The organism is Hyphococcus sp., assembly GCF_965228385.1.
Taxonomy (GTDB): Bacteria; Pseudomonadota; Alphaproteobacteria; order Caulobacterales; family Parvularculaceae; genus Hyphococcus.
In genome coordinates this window covers 3191260-3212823 of the sequence record NZ_OZ245810.1, presented here as the reverse complement: position 1 = coordinate 3212823, position 21564 = coordinate 3191260, and the positions used below count along the sequence as shown (strand labels likewise).

Below are 21564 nucleotides of genomic sequence, written 5' to 3'. Positions count from 1 at the left end.
CGGCAACGAACAGGAGAAATTTATGGGCATCGGATTTTTGATCCCTCTCGCCGTTTTCGCATTTGTCATTTTGACAAGCATCATCAAGGTTCTGAAAGAATACGAACGCGGCGTCATATTCACGCTCGGACGTGTCGGGAACAAGGCCGCCGGCCCCGGCCTGATATTGCTGATTCCGGTGATCCAGACCATGCGCAAGGTCGATATGCGCACGCTTGTTCATGACGTGCCCACTCAGGATGTAATCTCGCAGGACAACGTCTCTGTGAAAGTGAACGCCGTTATCTATTACCGCGTGGTCGATGCGGTGCGCGCCGTTGTGCAGGTTGAAAACTACATGGCGGCGACAAGCCAGCTGGCGCAGACAACGTTGAGGTCTGTGCTCGGCAAGCATGATCTCGACGAAATGCTGCAGGAGCGCGACAAGCTCAACAAGGATATTCAGGAAATTCTGGATCTTCAGACCGAGGCCTGGGGCATCAAGGTGTCCAATGTCGAGATCAAGCATGTAGACGTCGATCAATCGATGATCCGCGCCATTGCGCGCCAGGCGGAAGCCGAGCGGGAACGGCGTTCGAAAGTCATTCTGGCGGAAGGCGAATTCCAGGCGGCCGCAAAACTCTCAGAAGCGGCCAACGTTCTGGCGACGTCGCCCGGGGCGATGGAGCTTCGCTATCTGAACTCGCTGCAGGATATCGCCGGCGACCGGACCAACACCATCGTTTTCCCGTTCTCGCTCAACCAGCTGGCGGATCAGTTGCGGCGGTAGCCGGCGGCGGACTTTCGCCGCGGCGGGCCTCAGTTTTGGTAAAGTCTTTAAAATTCCAGCTTTTTGACTAGCCTATCGCCCGCCCTTTTGTTGAAAATGCGCAACACCCGCCCAGTATTGCGCCGCTAATCAATTCCCTGACCGGCGTTATTGGCGCTTTGTGCTGCGTAAAGCCGTTGGCGGGACCGGTTTTCTCCGTCATCATCGCTCCCGTTATACGAATCGACGCTTGGACACACCAAAGCGCGTACAGGGAGGTTACCAATGAAAAACGGCTACGCCGTCAGAGCATCCGCTATTGCAATCGCCGCCGCCATGACATTGCCGGGCGCCGCCGCGGCGCAAGGCATTGCAGATCAGATTGTCGTGACAGCAACCAAACGCGCTGAAAATATTCAGGATGTTCCTATCGCGATTTCGGCATATTCTGGCGATCTCCTTGAAAAATCGGGTGTTTCGGACATTCGCGAGCTTTCCATTGTGTCGCCAAGTCTCGTTGTGGTGGCCACCCAGTCTGAGGCTGTGGGCGTGAACGCCCGCATTCGCGGCGTCGGCACCGTCGGCGACAATCCTGGTCTGCAATCCTCTGTCGGGGTCTTCATTGATGAAGTTTATCGTTCCCGGAACTCGGTGGCGCTCAGCGACCTTGGTGAAATCGAAGCCATCGAAGTCGCGCGAGGGCCGCAAGGGACCCTTTTCGGCCGGAATTCGTCCGCGGGCGCCATTATCGTGCGCACAAAACAGCCTGAGTATGAATTCGGGGGATATGGCGAATACACCCGTTCCAATTTTGACGGCAACAGGTTCGAAGGCGCCCTTACCGGGCCGCTCGTTCAAGATGTTCTCGCCGCCCGCATTAATGGCTTTTATGAAAATCGCGACGGGTTTCTAACGGAAGTCGTGACCGGCGACGATTACAATGACCGGGATCAGTTCGGCCTGCGCGGTCAATTGCTGTTCGAGCCCAATGACGCGCTGAGTGTTCGGCTCATTGGCGACTATTCAGAGCGCGATGAAGTCTGCTGCGCCGCCGTTAATATTGTAAATGGTCCGACCGGCGCAATTATCGATGCCTTGTCAGGCGGCGATCTTGCCTTGCGGCCGAGCGATCCATTTGAACGCGTAACCGGCGTTACGGACGGCCGCAGCTACACACAGGATATCGAAGAATGGGGCGCGTCGCTGCAAGCTACGCTGGATCTTGGCGGCGCAAGCTTGGTCTCCGTGACGAGCTATCGCGATTTCGAGGTGGCGCGTTCTCAAGACATCGACTACACGCGCGCCGACATTGCGTACCGTCCGGAAAACGGCTTTGTGAATGGGTACAAAACATTCACTCAGGAATTGCGCCTCAATGGCCAGGCCGGGGCGCTGGACTGGCTTATCGGCGGTTACTTCTCTGATGAAGAAGTGACGCTGAGGGATCAATTAAGCTACGGCGTTCACTATGAATTTTTCGCCGACCAGCTCGTCAACGGCGCATTGGCCGCCGCCATGGACCCGGCTGCCGGGACCTTCTCCTACGCAGCGCTAACGGGCATGATGCCCGGAACGGTATTCGCCGGCGCAGCGGAAGATGACGCGTTTGTTTCGGATTCCCAATCATTTGCAGCCTTCACCAATAATACATTTGACGTGACCGACCGTCTGGCCATTACGCTCGGCGCGCGATACACGCACGAAAAAAATGATTTCAATGCTGTATTGACGTCTTCCAACAATGGCTGCGCGGCGACTGTCGGCGTGTTTGGCGCAACAGCGGCGATGATGCCGCCAAACGCGCTTGCAGTAGACATTGTTACTGGCCCTGCGGCGCAAACCACCGCCGTTCTTGCTTGTCTTTTGAACGTTACGCCGTTTGCAGATACAACGATTGACGACACGCGCAAGGAAAACGAATTCACTTGGGACGCAAAACTAAGTTACGCCCTGAGCGACAATGTCAGCTTTTATGGCGGCGCGGCGCGCGGTTACAAAGCCGGCGGGTACAATTTCGATCGCGCGGGCGGGCCGCTTATTGTCGGCGGGCTCCTTACGGGCATGCCGACGTCGATAACGGGCCCATCTCTGGAATTCGACGAAGAAACTGTCATCAATTACGAAGCCGGCTTTAAATCAACGCTGCTGAACGGCGACGCCACTTTTAACGTAACCGGCTTCTACGCCGAGTATGACGATTACCAGTTGAACACGTTCAACGGTATCAGCTTCGTTGTGCAGAACATCGCCAAAGTAAAATCAAGCGGTTTTGAAGCCGATTTCCTCGCCCAGGCGACTGAGCAAATTTTTCTGCAGGGCGGCGTTACTTACGCCAACACGCGTTACGGAGACAACGTCAGCGCACCCATTATCGCCGCCGGCGGCACGCCGATCACATCGTCAGACGGCAGACTGCTGGACGGTCGCCAAATAACCCTGGCGCCAAAATGGTCCGCCACCGCCGCCATGACGTTCCAGGAGCAGTTGTGGGATACGAACTGGGACATCTTCATGAACTGGAACGCGCGGTATAGTTCAGAATACAATACAGGTTCCGATCTCGACCCTCAGAAAACGCAGGACGCATTCATTATCGCAAACGCGTCGATCGGGATCGTTACGCAGGAAACGGGATTTGAGCTCGAAGCCTTTGTCCGCAACTTGACTGATGCGGATATTTACCAGGTTGCTTTCGATGCGCCTCTGCAATCGGGTAGCTATGACGCGTTCCTCACGCAGCCGAGAACTTATGGAATCACTGCGCGCTTCAGGTTCTAAACGACTAATTTTATCACCAAAAACCCCCGCTTATCCTAGCGGGGGTTTTTTTTATGTTTTCCCGACGATAACCGTTTGACGCTTGCGAGGCTGCATATCATCAAGCGCGCCTGCAGATTGTGCGTTTCTGCTTTCCTAAAACACGATAAGAAATTGATTTGATTATGATTTTAGACCTCACCGGCTACCGCTGCCCGCTGCCGGTGATCCGCACGGAAGCGGCGCTGCGGGGAATGACGCCGGGCGATCAGGTGCTTGTACGCGCCGACGATCCCCTGGCGGCGCTGGACATTCCCCATTTTTGCCGTGAGGCAGGCCACAAAGTGGAGAAAAAACCCGATGAAGGGAAGCCGGACAGGCCAGTCTGCGTCTTTCTGGTCACGCGCGGCCCAAATCCATAAGAATAACCCTCAAATTTTGCCTGAAATCCTAAGGCGGCTGGGGCGGCGGGGGCGCCCTTTTGATTTCCTTAATGGTAAAGGTTAATGTGGAGAAGCGCAGCAATGCGTGCTTTAATGAGGGCGTATCGCCGAGGCCGGTAGCGGGCGGAGCGGCGCAGTAAGCGCTCCGCGAACTTGCGGGTTCGGGTGTGCTGTTGAGGGGAACCGGGGATATGAAGAGAGATCCAAAAATGCTGATTGGTAGAGCGCGCCGCTTTGTAGGCGGCCTTGTGGTTGCATCCATTCTGGCGATCGCGGCGGCGCCGGCGCACGCGACATACGAAGCCGGTCTGGAAGCCTATAAGAACGGTCAATATTCGCAGGCGCTCGATATTTGGCGCCGCTTTGCGGTCGCGGGCGATGTTCGCTCCAAGAAAATTCTCGGCGATGTTTATTCCGGTAAATCGCTTGAAGTTTCGTCCGGCGCCGCGACGCCGCTGGAAGAAATCCCCGTCGACAATGTGCAGGCGCTTTTGTGGTACACCCTCGCCGCCTATCATGATTTTTCCGCATACCAACTTCCCACAGCCGAAGAGGTCAATGCGCAAATTCTCGCCGAAGCCCGTCTTACCGATATCCGTTTCCGCATGAGCTCGATCGACGTCGACAAGGCGGAAGACCTAATCTCGCGGACATTCGAGGCCGGCAGCGCTTATGACATCTACCGTCTTGGCGAAATGTATCAAAAAGGCGCCGGGCTTCAAAAAGACAACGTAAAGGCGCTGAAAATGTACGCCCTCGCCAAAGAACGCGGCGTCGGTGAAGCAAGCGCCGCCTATGAATTTCTCGAGCCGCTGATGAACGCAAAAGAAGTTAAAGTCGCGCTTGAGAACGCCGATGAATGGCAGCCGCCCTTGCCGCCGGAGCACACCGGCAAAACCCGCCAGCAGGAAGAACTTGAGCGCTTGAAAAAAGAGCTCGAAGAAATCCGCATGGCCGATGCGCTCGAAGCGGTTTCCGATATCGATGTGGAGTTGATTCAACGCTCGCTGAATGCGCTCGGCTTCCGCGCCGGCGGCGTGGATAACAGACTTGGCCCATCGACCAGGGCCGCTATCCGCCGCTTCCAATATTCTACGGTCGCGCGCGATTTCGATATGAGCGAAGACGACAAGCAGGCGGTGGTGACAGGCGTTCTGACGCCGCGGCAAACTGTTGAGCTTTTTGGCGACGCAGCGCGGGCTGAGCATCCCATGTCGCAATATGTTTACGGCATCATGCATGTCCGCGGCATCGGCGTGGAGCAGGATGGCCAGCAGGCTGTGAACTGGCTGACCGCCGCCGCAGACCATGACCTCGCGATCGCTCATTATGCGCTCGGCGTCGTCTATCGCGACGGCACCACGGGCCTTAATGAAATTGCGCCGGATGAGCGTAAATCCGCTTATCATTTGGCCCGGGCGTCCGCCCTTGGTTACAAGCCGGCGAATGATGCGCTGCGCCGGCTCAGCTTCGAATACACGCGCGATATCCAGTAGGGGGTAATTGAGATGAGACTGACAACGAGCAACCATTTCGCCCCGATTGCAGCCGGCCTTCTGGCGGCCAGCATTGTTACTGGCGGCGCAAACGCCCAATCATTAGGGGGTTTCCCTATCCATGAGCCGGGCGCGCCTTCGTCTTCCTCCGGATCGACGTCTGGCGGGTCAAGCAAAAAAGGGCCGATGCAGATTATCGTCGATGCGAACGGACCCGGACCCTATAAAACGATCTCGCAAGCCATCGATGACGTCGCGGAAGGCGGCGTTATCTATGTGATGCATGGCCGCTATAATGAATCGATTACCCTCGACAAATCGATTTTCATACAGGGCGATCGCGGACCGGGTTCGGGCGTTGAGATTTCGGCGCCGATGAACGCGCCATGCCTCAGATTTTCGCCTGAGCAGGGCACGACCCACGCCGTTGTGGCGAATGTTCAGTTCAAGGCGCGCATCAACTCTTCCGCCAACGCCTGTATCGATGTCGATCAGGGAGTATTTACGCTGAAAGAAAGCGATGTTCTCGGCTCAGGCATTCGCCCGGCTGTGCGCATCAGCGGCGGCACCGTGATGCTTGAAAAGAACCGCATCAGCGCAGGCTCGGAGGGCGTTTTCGTCGCCCAGCCGCATTCGCTTTCGCAAAGCTTCATCATCGATAACAAGATTTTGCAAAACAAGGTTGGCGTCGATATCGCGTCCGGCAGCCGCGCTGACGTCGTTATCGCAGGCAATGAAATCTTCGACAATCTTGATTCCGGCGTAAAATCGTCCGGTTACGGCGCGGCGAAACTGATTGGCAACAAGATCCGCAACAATCAAGGCGCCGGCGTTATCCTTGATAAATACGCGGAATTGTCGCTCATTCGCTATAACGAAATTGCCCAAAATCAGGGCGACGGCGTTGCAATCCCGTTCGGCGCGAATGGCGCCATTGAAGACAACGACATTGTCGGCAATGAGGGGCTTTCAATTTTCATCCGCGAAGGTCTTGAGCCGAAAGTCACCAATAACTTTATCGAAAACAACGGCGGCGACCGCCCTTGTTCCAAACGTGACCGCCGCAAAGGCCGGTGCAAATAAAATCTGTTGCAACGACTTGATAAAAACGCCCCTTCATGGGGCGTTTTTTATTGGCCTGATGAGGAAGGCGCGCGCTGTACCGAAGAGCGTGTGATGGCGCCCGTGCGCCGAGCGTTTTAAAGCTGCGTGGCTGGACCAACAGGCGAAGCGTGGTGCCCCCCGCCGGAATCGAACCGGCACTCCAAAAAGGAACTGGATTTTGAATCCAGCGCGTCTACCAGTTCCGCCAGAGGGGCATTTTCTGTTGGCCGACGATGCGGGCGGCATATTAGGTAGCGAAGCAGCCGGGTCAAGCGCGCGGCATGAGGTTTTGTTAAGACCGGTCTGTTGTGATGGCCAGAACGGATTTACAAGCTGAGACTTTCAAATGCTGGACCACGCTATGATCAGCGACACGCACGAGCCGGAACGACCCATACGCGGCGCCGTTCGCGTTTTACACGATGTGCTCGGCGGCCTCGGGGCGGAGGCGCCGAACGCTCCGGATGACGCAGCAACGGCGCAGCTCGGCGATGTGGTCGACCGTCTGGATGAACGCGCGTTCGGCTTTCTGCTGCTCATGCTCGCCCTGCCGTGCTGCCTGCCATTCGTTTATCTTCTTCCGCAACTGGTTGCGTTGCCGATGCTGGCGCTCGCCGGACAAATGGCGGCGGGCGGGCGCCACCCATGGCTGCCCAAAAAACTTCACGAGCGTTCTTTTTCAGTATCCGCCTTTCAGGGCGTCCTCTCCCGCGCCGAAAAATATGTTGGCTGGGTTGAGCGTTTTGCATCGCCCAGACTCGCCTTCGTCACCGGACGGATCGGGGTTCGGCTTGTAGGATTGCTGATGCTCGTTCCTATCGCCTCAATTCTGACGCCCCTGCCCTCCACCAACACCATACCGGGCATCGGGATCGCCGTGACATCGCTGGGCCTCATCGAACGGGACGGATTTCTGGTCATTCTGGGGCTCATTATCGGTTTTATCTGGGTGTTTCTGCTCGTTTTTCTGGGCGCAGAAGCGGTGCAGCTCATCCGCGGCTGGCTCGGCGCTTAGCGCCTTTCAAGATGTGACGATCCGCCTTAGCCGCGACATGCAGCTTCGGCGTTATAGGTTCATCATGCGCAAAGTTTTGACGTATCTTTCGTTTACCGAACGCGCGCTGGCCATCGCGTTTGTCACCAGCGGCGCCCTCATCGCCGGCGCGCATTTATTTGAAAAAGTTGGCGGCCTGGCGCCTTGCGTCCTTTGTCTCGATCAGCGCGAAGCGCACTGGACTGCGCTTGCCGTCGCCGCCGCCGGATTAATCCTGGCGCGATTGTTTAACTCGCAGCTTGCAGCGGCGAGCGCGGTTGGTGCGGCGGCGCTTGTTTACAGCGTTAGCGTTGGCCTCGCTTTTTTTCATGTGGGCGTTGAATATGGCTATTGGCCGGGACCGGCCATATGCGCCGGCGGCGGCGCGGCTAATTTGAGCGATATCGTCGCATCGCTCGACCAGCCTGCATCCGGCCCGTCCTGCGAAGATGTGCAATGGCGGTTTTTTGGCGTATCAATGGCCGGTTATAATATGCTGATTTCCGCCGGGCTGTTTGGATTGACAATATTCGCGGCGCTGCAGGAATCTCGAGCTGCGCGGCGGATCAGACAGGGTGATCCCAGTTGAACGAGGACGGCGTAAAAAAACCAGGCCCCCGCGCGCAACGCATCGCTGAAATGCTGCGCGTCGATCACGCAGGCGAGTATGGCGCGGTCGCCATTTATCGCGGTCAGCGCGCGGTTTTCGACGCCCTGCCCCACAAAGCCCGCATGTCGGCTTTGTTAAACCATATGGAAGCGGGCGAAGCGCATCATCTGGCGACATTCAATCGTATCCTTGGAGACCGAAATATTCGTCCTTCTCTGCTTTCGCCTTTATGGAACGCCGCCGGATTTGGCCTCGGCGCAGCGACCGCCCTGATGAGCGACAAAGCGGCCATGGCCTGCACCGACGCGGTCGAAGACGTCATTGAAAAGCATTATGCTGCGCAGATTGTAGAACTTGACGGCGTTGAACCCGTTCTCGCAGACACAATTCGCGAATTTCGCGACGATGAGCTGGAACATAAGGCGACCGCTGAACAAGAGGGCTCAAAATCAACGCCCGGCTATCGCGTTTTGTCTTCCGTGATACGGCTTGGTTGCCGCACGGCCATAAAAATTGCGGAAAAGCTGTAGCCCGCCAGTTCGCACTTTGCGTGCGGCCCGCGCCGTCGCTAGTATATCCGCAACCAGTGAATTCAAGGGAGATTTCATGATATATCCATCTACGCGCCGCGCCTTCGCTGCTGTTTCCATCCTCGCGCTCGCGGCCGCTTGTTCAGACTCTGAGTCAACCTCACAGACGACAACGCCACAAACCACAACCCCGGCGGCGGGCGCGGAGCAAGCGCCTTCACAGGTCAACGCCGAAGAGGCGCCTACCCAACAGGACGCACAGGAATTCATCGAGCGGGTTGAGCAGTTTTACCGTGACTTTGGGGAGTACGCGGCGCGGGTCGCCTGGGTGAACGCCACTTATATTAATTACGATACGGATTGGTTGAATACGCGTGTCTCTGCAGAGGGCACGGAAATGGGCGTGAAATTCGCCAATGAAGCAAAACGTTTTAATGATCTGGAGCTGCCCGACGATATGCGCCGCAAGATCGAGCTTATAAAGCTTGGTCTCAACCTGCCAGCGCCTGAACGCCCAGGCGCTGCGAAGGAGCTATCCGAAATCAACACGCGCATGTCCTCCGCTTATGCGACAGGAAAAATTGATCTAAGCGACTCCGCCGTACCGGCCGCCGAAATCGCCGCGGAGTTGCGAAAAGTTCGCGGTGAAAGCGCCGACGCCGAGGTTGACTTAACCGCTGTCCCCCGCGTCGATCTTGAAGCGATGATGGGATCGTCCCGCAATCCTGTGTTCCTGGAGGAAATGTGGACAAAATGGCGCGAAGTGACTGTCGCCGAAAAAGACGGCGGCGGCACGATGAAAGATGATTACGCCGCCATGGTGGAAATCGCCAATGAAGGCGCGCGCGAACTTGGATTCGAAGACGTCGGAACCATGTGGCGCGCACGATACGATCTTCCGCCTGCGGAGTTCGCCGCCGAAACGGATCGTTTATGGGGCCAGGTCAAGCCGCTTTATGATGAATTGCACTGCCATGTGCGCGCCAAACTCAATGAGCAATACGGGGATGACATTGTTCCTGTCGATCAGCCGATTCGCGCTGATCTTTTGGGAAATATGTGGGCGCAGAGCTGGATGAACATCTATGACTTGGTTGCGCCCGGCGAAGCCGATCCCGGCTACGATCTTCAGGCGCTGTTGCAGCAAAATAATTACGATCCCAACAAAATCGTGGAAACCGGCGAGGCGTTTTTCTCCTCGCTCGGATTTGAGCCGCTGCCGGAAACCTTCTGGGAGCGCTCGCTGATTACCAAGCCGCGCGATCGCGAAGTGGCGTGCCACGCGTCGGCCTGGAATCTCGACGGGCAGGACGATATTCGCATCAAGATGTGCACCAAGGTCAACGCTGACGACTTCCAGACCGTGCATCACGAACTGGGACATAATTATTATCAGCGTGCTTACAAAGACCAGTCGCCGATCTTCCAGGGCGGCGCCAATGGCGGCTTTCACGAAGCCATTGGCGACATGGTGGCGCTGTCGATTACGCCGGACTATTTGATCCAGTTAGGCCTTCTCGACACAGCGCCGGACGCCTCCAAGGATGTGGGCCTGTTGATGTCGACAGCGCTTGAAAAAATCGCCTTTCAACCTTTCGGCCTCCTCATGGACAAATGGCGCTGGCAGGTTTTTTCCGGCGAGTTGACGCCGGCGACATATAATGACGGATGGTGGGATCTGCGTACCCAGTATCAAGGCATACGCCCGCCCGCAGATCGCGCTTCAAGTTATTTCGATCCAGGCGGGAAATACCACATTCCCAACAATGTCTCCTACACCCGTTATTTTATCGCCAATATTCTTCAATTCCAGTTTCATAAAGCGGCTTGTGAACAGGCCGGCTGGGACGGCCCGCTGCATCGTTGCTCCGTTTACGGATCACAGGAAGTTGGTGAAAAATTCAACGCCATGCTGGAGATGGGACAGTCCAAGCCATGGCCGGAAGCGCTTGAAGCTTTCACCGGCAGCCGTGAAATGGACGGCTCTGCGGTGGTCGAGTATTTTACGCCGCTGATGACCTGGCTGCAGGAGCAAAACGAAGGGCGCACCTGCGGCTGGTAACGGACCCTCAATATAACGAAGAATTGAAAAGCCCCGTTCGGGGCTTTTCTTTTGCGCACGCAGACGCCCGCGACAATCTGACTGCAAGCGCAACGGATTGGCGTTTTCATTGTTATCACATTTGTAATGAAGCAAATGCTTGAGGATCTGAATTACTATGTTTTTTCCATCGAGATTGAATTCATCTGTTCTAACGCGCGGCGTCAGCGGTATGATTTTTCTTACCGCGGCTTGCGCCAGCAACGATGACGGAGCCAGCTTTGCAGAGACGGTCGGCGCGCAAGGTGCGGCAGACAGCGTTTTGGCGGAACGCTGGGCGGACGGAAAAGAGTTGCAAGATGAAGGCGAGAAACTCTCGCGCGAAGCCGACAAAATGACCCGCACCGCGCAAAGCGATGTCAGAGAGGGGCAAAACCTTATCGCCAGCGGTCAGGCCACGGTCGAAACGCAGCAGGTAAATTACGAGAGCGCTGTGGAGGGCCTCGGTCTAGCGGTGACGCCGGGGCAGCTGAAGAGAGAAATCGATGCGCTGCAGTCCATTCACAAGAAATGGAAGGAAGGCGCTGACAAAATTACCAGGGGCGATAAACTCATTGAGGATGGTCAGGCCCGCCTTGCCGAGGGCCGAACAAAATCCCGGCGCGCCGAAAGTCTGATTGAAAAAGGAACGCGACAGATGCGTGCGGCGGAAGCTCAATATGAGCCGCGTCAAACCGCGACGCCATCAGGCATAGAGGACTAATACGATGGGCGACTCGCCGCGTTCAGGGCCGCCTCGCCTTTTCTTCCAGGCCGGATAAGCCTTCGCGCGCGGCGAGCGATGCGGCGACATCGTCAAGAGAAACATTGCCTTGCGCCAGCATCACCAGCAAATGGTAAAGCACATCCGCTGCTTCCTCAGTAAGATGCGCCGTGTCGCCGCCGACCGCCGCCAAAGCCGCCTCCACCGCCTCTTCGCCAAATTTTTTGGCGCATTTTTGTGCGCCGCCCGCAAGAAGGCTTGCGGTGTAGGAACTTTCTTGCGCGGCGTCTTTTCGCGCGGCGATCGTTGCCTCCAATCGCTTCAAAACAGCGCCAATATCATTATCAGAATGCGTCATAATTTAAGCTTCCATCACTTCTTGAGGAGACCGGCGCACGGCGAGGCCGGCCCTGGCCAAAGCCGCTTTTGTTTCCTCAATCGTAATTTCCCCGAAATGAAATATGGACGCCGCCAGTAAAGCCGAGGCATTTGCTTCCTTTGCGGCTTCAACCAGATGCGCCACCGAACCCGCGCCGCCCGATGCGATCACCGGTATATCGACGGCGGCGGTCACGGCCTTCGTCAGCGCAATGTCGTAGCCTGTTTTTACGCCGTCTCTATCCATGGAGGTCAGCAGGATCTCCCCTGCCCCGCGCCGGGCCATATCTTTTGCAAAGTCAACGGCGTTGATACCCGTCGCCTTCCTGCCGCCATGGGTGAATATCTCCCAGTGATCGCCGGTTTTCTTTGCATCAATCGCCACCACAACGCATTGCGCGCCAAACCGTTGCGCCGAAGCGTTGATGAGATCCGGCGTGCGCACGGCGGCGGTATTGACGGCCACCTTGTCGGCCCCCGCCAGCAGCAGCGCGCGAAAATCATCTACCGAAGAGACGCCGCCGCCCACGGTCAGCGGCATAAAGCAGCGCTCAGCAACAACAGACACCTTGTCGAGCAGAATACCCCTGCCCTCGTGGCTCGCTGAGATGTCAAGAAAACAAAGCTCATCCGCCCCCGCCAGATCATACGCCTCGGCGGCCGCCGCTGGATCGCCGGCATCCGTCAGATTGACGAAATTGACGCCTTTGACGACGCGGCCGTCTTTCACATCGAGGCAGGGAATTATCCGTATATTGAGCATGGCGCGGTTATTTCTGCCAGAACGGTTTCAGGTTTTCAAAATCTTTCCAGAGTTCATCGACAGACTCGGCCGCAGATCTTGCTTGCGCCGTTTTATAGCCTGCGATGAAGCCGGCGGCGCGTTGCACATTGGCGTTTCCGGATATAGCGGCTTCATCAGCCAGTACCTGCGCCGTCACGCCGTCATTGACGGCTCCAAAAGCATTTTGCAGCGCCGAAAGCGTGCTCATATAGGGTTTTCGATCAGATTTTGGATAGAGATATCTGAATAGTTGTATCGGGTAACGCAACTTTTTTATCGCAAGCCGGAGCGGATGTCGGGAAGTAAGGTCGCCAGTGAAGCGCGTTTGTGTCGCCGCCTTCCGGGTTTTTCTCAGCGCGCGATCCAGGATTTCCGGCGCCAGCGCGGCGGCGGGTTTCGCCATGTCATTCTTCATGGCGCAGCGCCAGTCCGCCAGCGTTCCTGCGCGCGCCAGATGAATTAGAAAAATCGTAAATTCCTTGCTGGACAAAGTCTCCACTGCGTCCGCCCAGCATTCTGCCCTTCTTTTATAAGCATTCGATTGAATGATCCGGGCGCCCTCGCGCAGACTCTCCACGCCCTTTGTCACCGGCAGCGTTTCCGCCATAAAAACATCCCAGTCGCGCGCCGGTCCCAGACGTTTTGCAAAATATTTCGCCTGCATGGCGAGGTCGGCAATCTCGCTGGTCTTCAGATATCGCCGGAACACGCGTTCGATCGACCGCAACCGCCGCAGCGCAACACGCATCTGGCGTACGTCTTCCGCCGGGCGTAAATCGATAATGCGCGGCTGCAATTCGGCCATCTGCGCCGCCAGAATATTGAGGCTTTCCTGCAGGAGATCCGCTGTGGACGCCTCGGCGTTCATTTCTGTGCGCGGCGCCTGCGACGCGCCGCTTCGTGAACCATCAGCGCATAAAGCGGTTTGCAGTTTTGTCCGGGCGCAAAAGCGCAGCGGCGCATTGGCGATCAGCAGTTTGGCGAAATCAAATACCCGCGAAGGGTCCCCTTCAATGAGCTCCAACTCCACTTCCGCCAGGGGCTGGGCATGTTGATGGCCTTGATCGTCACAAGCCTGGGCGCGCCCCAGATCAATCGCAAGCTCAATACGCGTCTCGCGAAATGTAATTTCCGCCGCCCATCTGTCTACATAAATGAGGGCGACAGGCGCCAATTCCGGCGCTGCGGCTGACAACATGTCATCGATAGCGCCCACGCCGGTCAAAGCAGGAAAACCCTGCGTATCGTCAACACTGCACTCGAATTCGCTTCGGGAAATCACCGCCGATCCCTGCGTTTTTACCGCCTGCACCCGTGAACCGCCCTCCTCGCGTATGCGAATGCTGAGGCCCTGCGCGGCCAGCCGTCCGTCCGGCGTGTCGTAATATGTGGATGACAGGCGCTCCCATACGCCCGTTGGCGCAATCGCGGCGATAAAATCGCTTCGCTGCAATGCCGAAACATCCGCAGGCGATCCGGCGAATTTTAATTCAAATTCCGTTCGGCCGGCTGTCATGTCGGCGCGAGCCCCCAAATACTCAAACCCGATCTCACCTCATGATAGGTCGAATAAGCGCACCCAGCCAAGCCCGCTTTATCCGGCGGCCGCAAGCGCCTCTTTTGGGTCAACACGGCCATCATAGAGCGCCCGCCCGATAATAACGCCCTCAATATTCGGGTGTGCGGCGCGCAACGCCTCAATATCTCGCACAGAAGCAACGCCGCCGGAGGCGATCACGGGTATGGCCGCCGCCGCAGCCAGCGCCGCGGTCGCTTCCACGTTGGCCCCGGTCAACGCGCCGTCGCGGCTGATATCCGTATAGATAACGGCCGCCGCCCCCTGATCGGCGAAACGCTCTACGATTTCGGCCGGTGTTTTCTCGCTGTCGGTATCCCAGCCATCTGTCTTGACCCGCCCATCGCGCGCATCAATGCCCAGCACAATCCGATCCGGATAGGCTTTACAAGCTTCGTTTACAAAATCAGGGTTGTTCACTGCGGCCGTACCAAGAATAACGCGGGTCATACCGGCATTAATCCAACGCTCTACCGCATCCATTGATCGAACACCGCCGCCAAGCTGAGCCTTCACACCGCCATTCGCGAGAATCGATCTTATGGCTGCGCCGTTACGTTCCGCCCCCGCAAAAGCGCCATCCAGGTCCACAATATGGACCCATTGAAAACCAGCGCTGGAAAACGCCGCCGCCTGGGAGGCTGGGTCCTTATTGTAAACCGTAGCGTCGTCCATACGGCCTTGCAAAAGCCGCACGCATTCGCCGCCTTTCAGATCGATAGCCGGATAAAGCGTGAGTTTTCGGGCTTTGGAATTCATGTGGGCGACCAACTTAAAAACGCCCCGAGAAAACTCAGTCCAGCGCGCTGGCTTTTCTCAGGGTGGAATTGCGCGCCAATCAGATTGTCCCGGCCGACCATCGCCGTCACTTCGACGCCATGATCGGTTACGGCCAGCCGATGCGCTTCGTTTTCGACGGTGAACTCAAACGAATGGGCGAAATAAAATGCTTCACCGTCGATGCCTTCAAACAAAGTATGGTGGTCCAGCAACCGCACGGCGTTCCAGCCCATATGCGGCGAAAGATATTGAGGGGAATGGGGCAGGGGCGTTATCTCGCCGGGGATCCAGCCGAGCCCCTCGCTTTGGCCAAACTCATGCCCGCGTGTCGCCAGCAGCTGCATTCCGACGCAAATGCCCAGAAATGGCCGCGCCTCAACCAGGACGGCATGTTCCAGCGCCTCCAATACGCCCGTACTTCCCGAAAGCCCCTCCATGCAGGCGGAAAAAGCGCCGACGCCGGGCAAAATGATCCGGTCAGCTTTCGCGATGGCGTCTGCAGCGTCTGTTACGACAATATGGCGCGCAAGACCGGCCTCCCTGGCCGCACGCTCCACCGCTTTTTCAACGGAGCGAAGATTGCCCGAGCCATAATCGATAATAACGACAGTTTCCGCCATGCCGCGCTTCTTAAACCGGCAACGCCGCCTGTCATAGCGGCGTCCGCCGGAAAAACGCGGCTGATCGACCGAATTTTACAGATTTAAGATTTAGCGCACACGCTTCATGCGTCAGGCCAGCAAGCTGCAATCGCGTCCTTCGAAGCCTGGCTTAGCATTTCAAGGTCTGCTTCGCTTTCGACGGCCATCAGTTCATCGCTGATCGCCGCGTCCGCGCTGTCGGCAAGACATGCGCAACCGGAAGGATCCCCGCCGGTTTGCGTGGTGAAGCCTTCGCAATACGCCTTCAGATCGCTTTCAGCCAGAACAGGGGAGACCATAAAACCCGCAGCGCAGGCGGCGGCAAAGATTGTTCGCATTCTGTTTTTCTCCTTACTGAAGTTTAACGCGTACATTTGTCCATTGCGGCCTGGGCCTCTGGCGAGGCAGAAGCATAGCGCTCGGCCGGATCCTCAATCTCACCAAGGGCAAGGAATTCATCGACCAGATCGTTGGCGATCGCCTCCTCTTCAAGGCATGCACAACCGGCGGCGTCTCGTCCGTCGGCCTCCAGCGCTTCCACGCAGGCGCCGGCGAGCTCTCCGCCATAGGCCGGAGCGGAAAAGGCGCCCGCCATCAACAATAAATACAATTTTATCTTTAATTTCACTGAGTTAACTCCATTTTTGTGGCGCTCGCAACCGATTTTAAGAATCGTAAACGCAACATGGAGAGCGCGAAATTCAAGGCGATTGAAATTTCGCCTGAAATTGGCGGCGGCGTCAATTCTGACATACAGCGATCAGGAGGCGGAGCCAGGCTGCGAGACCGGAACCAACACAATGAGATCGTGTTTTCTAGGGTATGGAACAACGTAAGCAAAAACACAGCAGCAGCACCGCAACCAGCGCTTATGAAACTGATGCGCCAGAAGATGCGGCGCCGGTAACGCCGGACGAAGCGGAAAATACAGACGCGACCATGACTGTTACTGATGACGAGACCTCAAAGCCCGCGGCTGAACATCTTACTACGGAAGAAGTTCGTCAGGGCCATACGGGCGATCATGTGCGCTATATTCTAGCTACATCCGTTGTCGGCATCGTCATCGTGTTTGCTGTCGTTTATCTGTATTTCATACGATAAACTGCGGCCTTCAGTCCTCGTTTGGCTGACAGCTTCGCGATCAGTTTGCATCAGGGAAATCTAGCCGCCCAGAACGCCTTTCGTGGAGGGCGTTTGATCCTCGCAGCGCGGATCGATTTCGAGCGCCGCGCGAAACGCGCGTGCAGTCGCCTTGAAACAACTTTCGATAATATGATGCGTATTTTCGCCGTAGAGGTTTTCAACGTGAAGACAAATCCCGGCGTTGCCCGCGAACGCGTGAAACCATTCCTTGAAGAGTTCAGTATCCATTTCACCGATCTTGGGCCGGGCAAAGGCGACGCGCCAGACCAGATACGGACGCTTTGAAATGTCGATGGCCGCGCGCGACAGGGTTTCATCCATAGGCACATACGCCGCGCCGAACCGGCGAACGCCGCGGCAATCGCCGAGCGCCTTGGCGACCGCCTGGCCCATGACGATGCCGACGTCTTCTACGGTGTGATGCATATCGATGTGGAGATCGCCTTCCGCGCGCACCTTCAGATCGATCATGGCGTGCTTGGCGAAGGCTTCCAGCATATGATCGAAAAATCCGATGCCGGTCTCGATATCATAATCACCGCCGCCGTCGAGTTCGATCGCGACGAAAATATCCGTCTCGCGAGTTTTTCGCTCTACTGTCGCCGATCTCATATGCCCATCGCTCCTTTGACGGGCGCCGCCTGAAATGGCATGACCCGCCGGTCATCACTATTACTGAAATCCTTTAGAGTCGTCCATTGCGGCGCAGCGTACTGTCTGACAGGTAAATATTTATGAGCACGCACTCAACGCCTCCTTTGATGCACGGCACCACCATTCTTGCGGCGCGTCGCAACGGCGTCGTTTGCGTCGGCGGGGACGGGCAGGTCAGTCTTGGCAACACCATCGTCAAGGGCGATGCAAAAAAGATCCGGCGTCTTGGCGGCGATAAAGTTATCGCCGGCTTTGCGGGCGCCACTGCGGACGCCTTCACGCTGCTGGAGCGGCTTGAGGCCAAGCTGGAGCAATATCCCGCCCAGCTCACGCGCGCGAGCGTTGAACTCGCCAAGGACTGGCGCACAGACCGATATCTGCGCCGCCTTGAGGCGATGATGATCGTTGCGGACAAGGACGTGACGCTGACGCTTTCGGGGGCGGGGGACGTTCTGGAGCCCCAGCACGGCGTTACCGGCATCGGGTCGGGCGGCGAGTTCGCCAGGGCGGCCGCCCAGGCGCTGATGAATGAAACCGAGCTCGGCGCTGAAGACATTGTCCGGAAAGCTATGGCGATCGCCGCTTCAGTTTGTATTTACACAAACGATTCCCTCACGCTTGAAACCATTGAGTTCTAGGCCAATACGCTCTTTTTATCCTCCGGCGCAGTTCAGTAACCCAAAGCAATAACAATCATGACAGACTTTTCTCCCCGCGAAATCGTATCGGAACTCGACCGGTACATTGTCGGCCAGCAAGACGCCAAACGGGCCGTCGCCATCGCCCTGCGCAACCGCTGGCGCCGCCGTCGCGTCGAAGACCCGCTGCGAGATGAAATTACGCCGAAAAACATTCTCATGATCGGTCCGACCGGCGTCGGCAAAACGGAAATATCAAGACGTCTCGCCAAGCTCGCTGGCGCGCCGTTTTTGAAAGTCGAGGCGACGAAATTCACTGAAGTCGGTTATGTGGGCCGCGATGTGGACTCTATCGTTCGCGACCTGACCGAAATCGCCGTGGGCCTTGTCCGTGAGCGTAAACGCGAAGAGGTGAAAGCGGCGGCGCAGGCGGCCGCAGAAGACCGGGTGCTGGACGCGCTGGTCGGCGAACATGGCGGCGAGGCGACGCGTGAAGCGTTTCGCAAGAAGCTGCGCGCGGGCGAGCTTGACGATCGCGAAGTCGACCTTGAGCTGAGCGAAACGCAAGGCGGCGCGAACCAGATGTTTGACATCCCCGGCATGCCCGGCGCGCAGATGGGCATGGTCAATCTGTCCGACATGATCGGCAAGGCGTTCCAGCCGCCAAAAGTCAAGCGGCGAGTCAAGGTGCAGGACGCTTATGACCCGCTCGTGGCCGAAGAATCAGAGCAATTGATGGACGACGACGCCATCGGCCGCGAGGCCGTCGATCTGGCGCAAAATGACGGGATCGTGTTTTTGGACGAGATCGACAAGATCGCGCGCTCATCCGATCGGGCGAGCGCGGATATCTCCCGCGAGGGCGTGCAACGCGACCTCTTACCGCTGATTGAGGGCGCTACCGTCGCAACAAAATATGGCCCCGTGAAAACGGACCATATTCTGTTCATCGCCTCCGGCGCGTTTCACCTATCCAAACCGTCCGATCTTTTACCGGAACTCCAGGGCAGGCTGCCGATCCGGGTTGAACTCGACGCACTCACGCGCGACGACCTGCGCCGTATTTTGATGGAGCCGGAAGCAAGCTTGATCAAGCAATATTCAGCCTTGATGGAGACCGAGGGCGTTACCCTGGATTTCACAGAAGACGCCATCGACGCGCTCGCCGATGCCGCCGCGGAGGTCAATTCCGGCGTCGAAAATATTGGCGCGCGCCGGCTGGCCACCATTATGGAAACGGTGCTGGACGAGATTTCCTTCGCCGCCGCCGACAGGGACGGGGAGACAGTTTCCATCGACGCGGGTTATGTGACGGCAAGGCTCAGCAAAATTACCAAGAACGCCGATTTATCGAAGTATATCCTTTGATTTAGCTCGATTTTTTTGCTTCGAGCAAAATATGCGTGCGCTGCATTTGCGCATCATCGGCTGCGGAATCGACAGCCAATTCGCCGGATTCGGCGCAAAAGCGCTGATTCTCGCCCGAACCCGCGAATTGCGGGCTTTCACGATCGTTAATGACAGGTTAATCTATGCGTTCGTGAGGGATTTAAAGTGGGGATTTGATCATGGCGGACGGCGCAGCGCGGACGTGGAAGCGGCGATCCATGATGTCTTTCGCCGAGGATGCAGATCCCCGGTTTTCAGAAAAAGCCGAAGACCGTAAAGCCGCGTCGGAGATCGATAGCGGCAAAAAAAGGCCCCGCATCGCCTTTACAGGCGAAGAATGGGGCTTTGGCTATCAGGCGACAGACACTTTCCTGCGCCGCGCCCGCGACGCCGGCAATGTTTCTGACGCCGGCCTGGGCGCTGTCAATGCGCGCACCGAGCGCGAGCTCGAGGCTGCAAGCGCAAATTCCAGGTTTGACTACCGGTTCGCCGATACGATGCCGCTGCGCACGAAAGAACAATCCTTGATGGCGGTAAAGCAGCTTTCCGCCGATTTCGCCGTCGTTCCCTTCTATCATCCTTACACGGGATATGATTTCGAAGCCTTACGCGCGATGGCGAGCCAGTTTACGCTGCTCGGCGTGGAACAGGTCGAGGCGACAGACAATCTTTGCCTCGCCGTTCACGAATCGCAGCTTTACGACCTTATCCAATCGGCGCATCCCGGCACCGGGTTTTCCGCCCTGCAACGCCGCCTGCGAAAAGATTGGGGGCTCATTGATTCCGAAAGCGGCAATTCGCCCGGCGGCGATTACGCCAATGAAACGCCGCGCGCCGGTTTGCCCGTCGATATGTCAGACCAGAAACTGATACGCGACAGGATTGACGTCGTGTTCGCCGGCCCGGAAGCGGCGCGACGCTGCAAGTCAAAACTTGACGGTTTGCGCGCCATCGGCGTTGAGGTTCATGAAACGGCGCAAATGGTGGAGCCGCATCGCGAGCTCGCCAAGCTTGCCCGCTCAACAACCAATACCGCGCGTCAAACAAACACCATGTTCGACCCGATCAGCGGCGAAACGCGCTTTTATTCGACCCTTGGCGCGGAATCTCAGACAAGCAAACTGTTTGGCATGCTGCTGCCTTATGAAGTCGCCATGCGTTCATCGGACTATGTGATCATTGACCACAATTTTGACGACGCCCCGCCGACGAAAACGCGTTTCATGGTGGTGGAAAACAATCCGGATCAGACGCTTTACGAGGACAAGTACCGCACGACTGACGCCAAAACCGCTTATTGGGTGCGCCGGATGCAGGCCATATCAAGTCCTTCAGGTTCCTTTGGCGAAGGCTTTTTGAAAATGTTCGGATTTGTCGCGGGCGCCGTCGCCGTTGCGCTGGTGGCGCTTGGCGTATTCGGTCTTCTGACCTCGGCGCCGCTGGACCTGGCGCCGCCGCCGGAATTTGCATGGCTTTCCGGCCTCACCGCCGGGTCCGCCATGGTGCTAGGCGGCCTTGCCGCGATCGCCGCCTGGATATTGCTCTCCGTACAGAGCACCGGAGAGCGCGGCGTGCGCATGCTCATGCGATTTCGGCGCGACGGCGCTGCGGCGTCGCTCGGCGATATCGAGAACTATCTGCGCAATTACGGCGTAAGACACGCCGTTGTGCGGATGGACGAAGACAGCGAGCGGGCAGGGCCTGCGTCCGTTATTCTTGATGTCGAGTTTCAACCGGAAGACTTCGCATTTGGACCGTTCGCCATGTTCTCCCGGCGGCTGCGCGGATCGGTTGTTAATGGCGCGCTTAAAAAGTCATTCCAGCGCTGGAAAAATCGCGGCGTTACAATTCTGGCGGCCATGCCGTATGATAAATCGAAGCCGCAATTGCCGTCGCACAAACCGCGACGCTGGTGGAATGAAGCCGTGGGCGCGTGGGCGTCCGACTTTACCGAAACCATGTTTATCCGGATCTCGCGGCTCTTGGCTTTTTATCTTCTGCCGGCCGCAATCGTGATTTTAATCGTCTGGAAGCTTTTGAACGGCTGATCCTT

Annotated in this window: 22 protein-coding genes and 1 tRNA gene; 14 read left to right on the top strand and 9 right to left on the bottom strand. The window is 57.1% G+C overall.

Annotated elements, in window-relative coordinates; translation table 11 throughout:
- The first annotated feature begins 22 nt into the window (after window positions 1–22).
- The 5 genes from ACQK2Q_RS14970 to ACQK2Q_RS14950 all read left to right on the top strand — a co-directional run bounded on the left by ACQK2Q_RS14970 (window position 23) and on the right by ACQK2Q_RS14950 (window position 6527).
- The gene (locus ACQK2Q_RS14970) at window positions 23–769 is read left to right on the top strand and encodes an SPFH domain-containing protein (RefSeq protein ID WP_425410547.1); all 747 of its coding nucleotides are present in this window, start codon (window positions 23–25) and stop codon (window positions 767–769) included.
- 264 nt (window positions 770–1033) lie between these two features.
- Window positions 1034–3526, top strand: a complete 2493-nt coding sequence (locus ACQK2Q_RS14965; protein WP_425410546.1) for a TonB-dependent receptor — start codon at window positions 1034–1036, stop codon at window positions 3524–3526.
- Between the two features lie 164 nt (window positions 3527–3690).
- Complete coding sequence (locus tag ACQK2Q_RS14960; protein WP_425411173.1) at window positions 3691–3927, top strand: sulfurtransferase TusA family protein; 237 nt, start codon at window positions 3691–3693, stop codon at window positions 3925–3927.
- Between the two features lie 212 nt (window positions 3928–4139).
- A complete protein-coding gene (locus ACQK2Q_RS14955; protein WP_425410545.1) occupies window positions 4140–5444 on the top strand; it encodes a peptidoglycan-binding protein in 1305 nt (434 codons plus the stop codon).
- A 12-nt stretch (window positions 5445–5456) separates the two neighbouring features.
- The gene (locus tag ACQK2Q_RS14950) at window positions 5457–6527 is read left to right on the top strand and encodes a right-handed parallel beta-helix repeat-containing protein (RefSeq protein WP_425410544.1); all 1071 of its coding nucleotides are present in this window, start codon (window positions 5457–5459) and stop codon (window positions 6525–6527) included.
- Window positions 6528–6677: 150 nt separating this feature from the next.
- Here the strand turns inward: ACQK2Q_RS14950 and ACQK2Q_RS14945 are convergent.
- Window positions 6678–6763, bottom strand: a tRNA-Leu gene (locus ACQK2Q_RS14945).
- 131 nt (window positions 6764–6894) lie between these two features.
- Here ACQK2Q_RS14945 and ACQK2Q_RS14940 point away from each other — a divergent pair.
- The 5 genes from ACQK2Q_RS14940 to ACQK2Q_RS14920 all read left to right on the top strand — a co-directional run bounded on the left by ACQK2Q_RS14940 (window position 6895) and on the right by ACQK2Q_RS14920 (window position 11525).
- On the top strand, window positions 6895–7563 hold the full coding sequence (locus ACQK2Q_RS14940) for an exopolysaccharide biosynthesis protein (RefSeq protein WP_425410543.1): 669 nt from the start codon (window positions 6895–6897) through the stop codon (window positions 7561–7563).
- Between the two features lie 64 nt (window positions 7564–7627).
- Window positions 7628–8170: a disulfide bond formation protein B gene (locus ACQK2Q_RS14935; protein WP_425410542.1), complete on the top strand. Its 543-nt coding sequence runs from the start codon at window positions 7628–7630 to the stop codon at window positions 8168–8170.
- Window positions 8167–8721, top strand: coding sequence for a demethoxyubiquinone hydroxylase family protein (locus ACQK2Q_RS14930; protein WP_425410541.1), 555 nt, complete (start codon window positions 8167–8169; stop codon window positions 8719–8721). The genes ACQK2Q_RS14935 and ACQK2Q_RS14930 overlap by 4 nt, the downstream gene beginning before the upstream one ends.
- Window positions 8722–8797: 76 nt before the next feature.
- Window positions 8798–10783: a M2 family metallopeptidase gene (locus ACQK2Q_RS14925; RefSeq protein WP_425410540.1), complete on the top strand. Its 1986-nt coding sequence runs from the start codon at window positions 8798–8800 to the stop codon at window positions 10781–10783.
- A gap of 211 nt (window positions 10784–10994) precedes the next feature.
- A complete protein-coding gene (locus ACQK2Q_RS14920; RefSeq protein ID WP_425410539.1) occupies window positions 10995–11525 on the top strand; it encodes a hypothetical protein in 531 nt (176 codons plus the stop codon).
- Between the two features lie 22 nt (window positions 11526–11547).
- Here the strand turns inward: ACQK2Q_RS14920 and ACQK2Q_RS14915 are convergent, their stop codons facing one another.
- The 7 genes from ACQK2Q_RS14915 to ACQK2Q_RS14885 all read right to left on the bottom strand — a co-directional run bounded on the left by ACQK2Q_RS14915 (window position 11548) and on the right by ACQK2Q_RS14885 (window position 16312).
- Window positions 11548–11883 carry a phosphoribosyl-ATP diphosphatase gene (locus ACQK2Q_RS14915; protein WP_425410538.1) on the bottom strand — a complete coding sequence of 112 codons (336 nt, stop codon included), beginning with the start codon at window positions 11881–11883 and terminating at the stop codon, window positions 11548–11550.
- A gap of 3 nt (window positions 11884–11886) precedes the next feature.
- Complete coding sequence (gene hisF, locus ACQK2Q_RS14910) at window positions 11887–12666, bottom strand: imidazole glycerol phosphate synthase subunit HisF (protein ID WP_425410537.1); 780 nt, start codon at window positions 12664–12666, stop codon at window positions 11887–11889.
- 7 nt (window positions 12667–12673) lie between these two features.
- Window positions 12674–14203 carry a CHAD domain-containing protein gene (locus ACQK2Q_RS14905; RefSeq protein ID WP_425410536.1) on the bottom strand — a complete coding sequence of 510 codons (1530 nt, stop codon included), beginning with the start codon at window positions 14201–14203 and terminating at the stop codon, window positions 12674–12676.
- 78 nt (window positions 14204–14281) lie between these two features.
- The gene (gene hisA / locus ACQK2Q_RS14900; RefSeq protein WP_425410535.1) at window positions 14282–15022 is read right to left on the bottom strand and encodes a 1-(5-phosphoribosyl)-5-[(5-phosphoribosylamino)methylideneamino]imidazole-4-carboxamide isomerase; all 741 of its coding nucleotides are present in this window, start codon (window positions 15020–15022) and stop codon (window positions 14282–14284) included.
- On the bottom strand, window positions 15019–15663 hold the full coding sequence (gene hisH, locus ACQK2Q_RS14895; RefSeq protein WP_425410534.1) for an imidazole glycerol phosphate synthase subunit HisH: 645 nt from the start codon (window positions 15661–15663) through the stop codon (window positions 15019–15021). The genes hisA and hisH overlap by 4 nt, the downstream gene beginning before the upstream one ends.
- A 104-nt stretch (window positions 15664–15767) precedes the next feature.
- A complete protein-coding gene (locus ACQK2Q_RS14890; RefSeq protein WP_425410533.1) occupies window positions 15768–16022 on the bottom strand; it encodes a hypothetical protein in 255 nt (84 codons plus the stop codon).
- A gap of 23 nt (window positions 16023–16045) precedes the next feature.
- Entirely contained in the window at window positions 16046–16312 is a 267-nt protein-coding gene (locus tag ACQK2Q_RS14885; RefSeq protein WP_425410532.1) for a hypothetical protein, read from the bottom strand.
- Window positions 16313–16506: 194 nt separating this feature from the next.
- On the opposite strand from ACQK2Q_RS14885, the gene ACQK2Q_RS14880 reads away from it, so the two are divergent.
- Window positions 16507–16788, top strand: a complete 282-nt coding sequence (locus tag ACQK2Q_RS14880) for a hypothetical protein (protein ID WP_425410531.1) — start codon at window positions 16507–16509, stop codon at window positions 16786–16788.
- Between the two features lie 60 nt (window positions 16789–16848).
- Here ACQK2Q_RS14880 and hisB read toward each other — a convergent pair whose 3' ends face one another.
- Complete coding sequence (gene hisB, locus ACQK2Q_RS14875) at window positions 16849–17442, bottom strand: imidazoleglycerol-phosphate dehydratase HisB (RefSeq protein ID WP_425410530.1); 594 nt, start codon at window positions 17440–17442, stop codon at window positions 16849–16851.
- Between the two features lie 122 nt (window positions 17443–17564).
- Between hisB and hslV the strand changes: the two genes are divergently transcribed.
- The 3 genes from hslV (at window position 17565) to ACQK2Q_RS14860 (ending at window position 21559) form a co-directional block, all read left to right on the top strand.
- Window positions 17565–18122, top strand: a complete 558-nt coding sequence (gene hslV, locus ACQK2Q_RS14870) for an ATP-dependent protease subunit HslV (RefSeq protein ID WP_425410529.1) — start codon at window positions 17565–17567, stop codon at window positions 18120–18122.
- A gap of 57 nt (window positions 18123–18179) precedes the next feature.
- Complete coding sequence (hslU, locus tag ACQK2Q_RS14865; protein ID WP_425410528.1) at window positions 18180–19490, top strand: ATP-dependent protease ATPase subunit HslU; 1311 nt, start codon at window positions 18180–18182, stop codon at window positions 19488–19490.
- Between the two features lie 200 nt (window positions 19491–19690).
- Window positions 19691–21559, top strand: a complete 1869-nt coding sequence (locus ACQK2Q_RS14860; protein WP_425410527.1) for a hypothetical protein — start codon at window positions 19691–19693, stop codon at window positions 21557–21559.
- The last annotated feature ends 5 nt before the right edge of the window (window positions 21560–21564 follow it).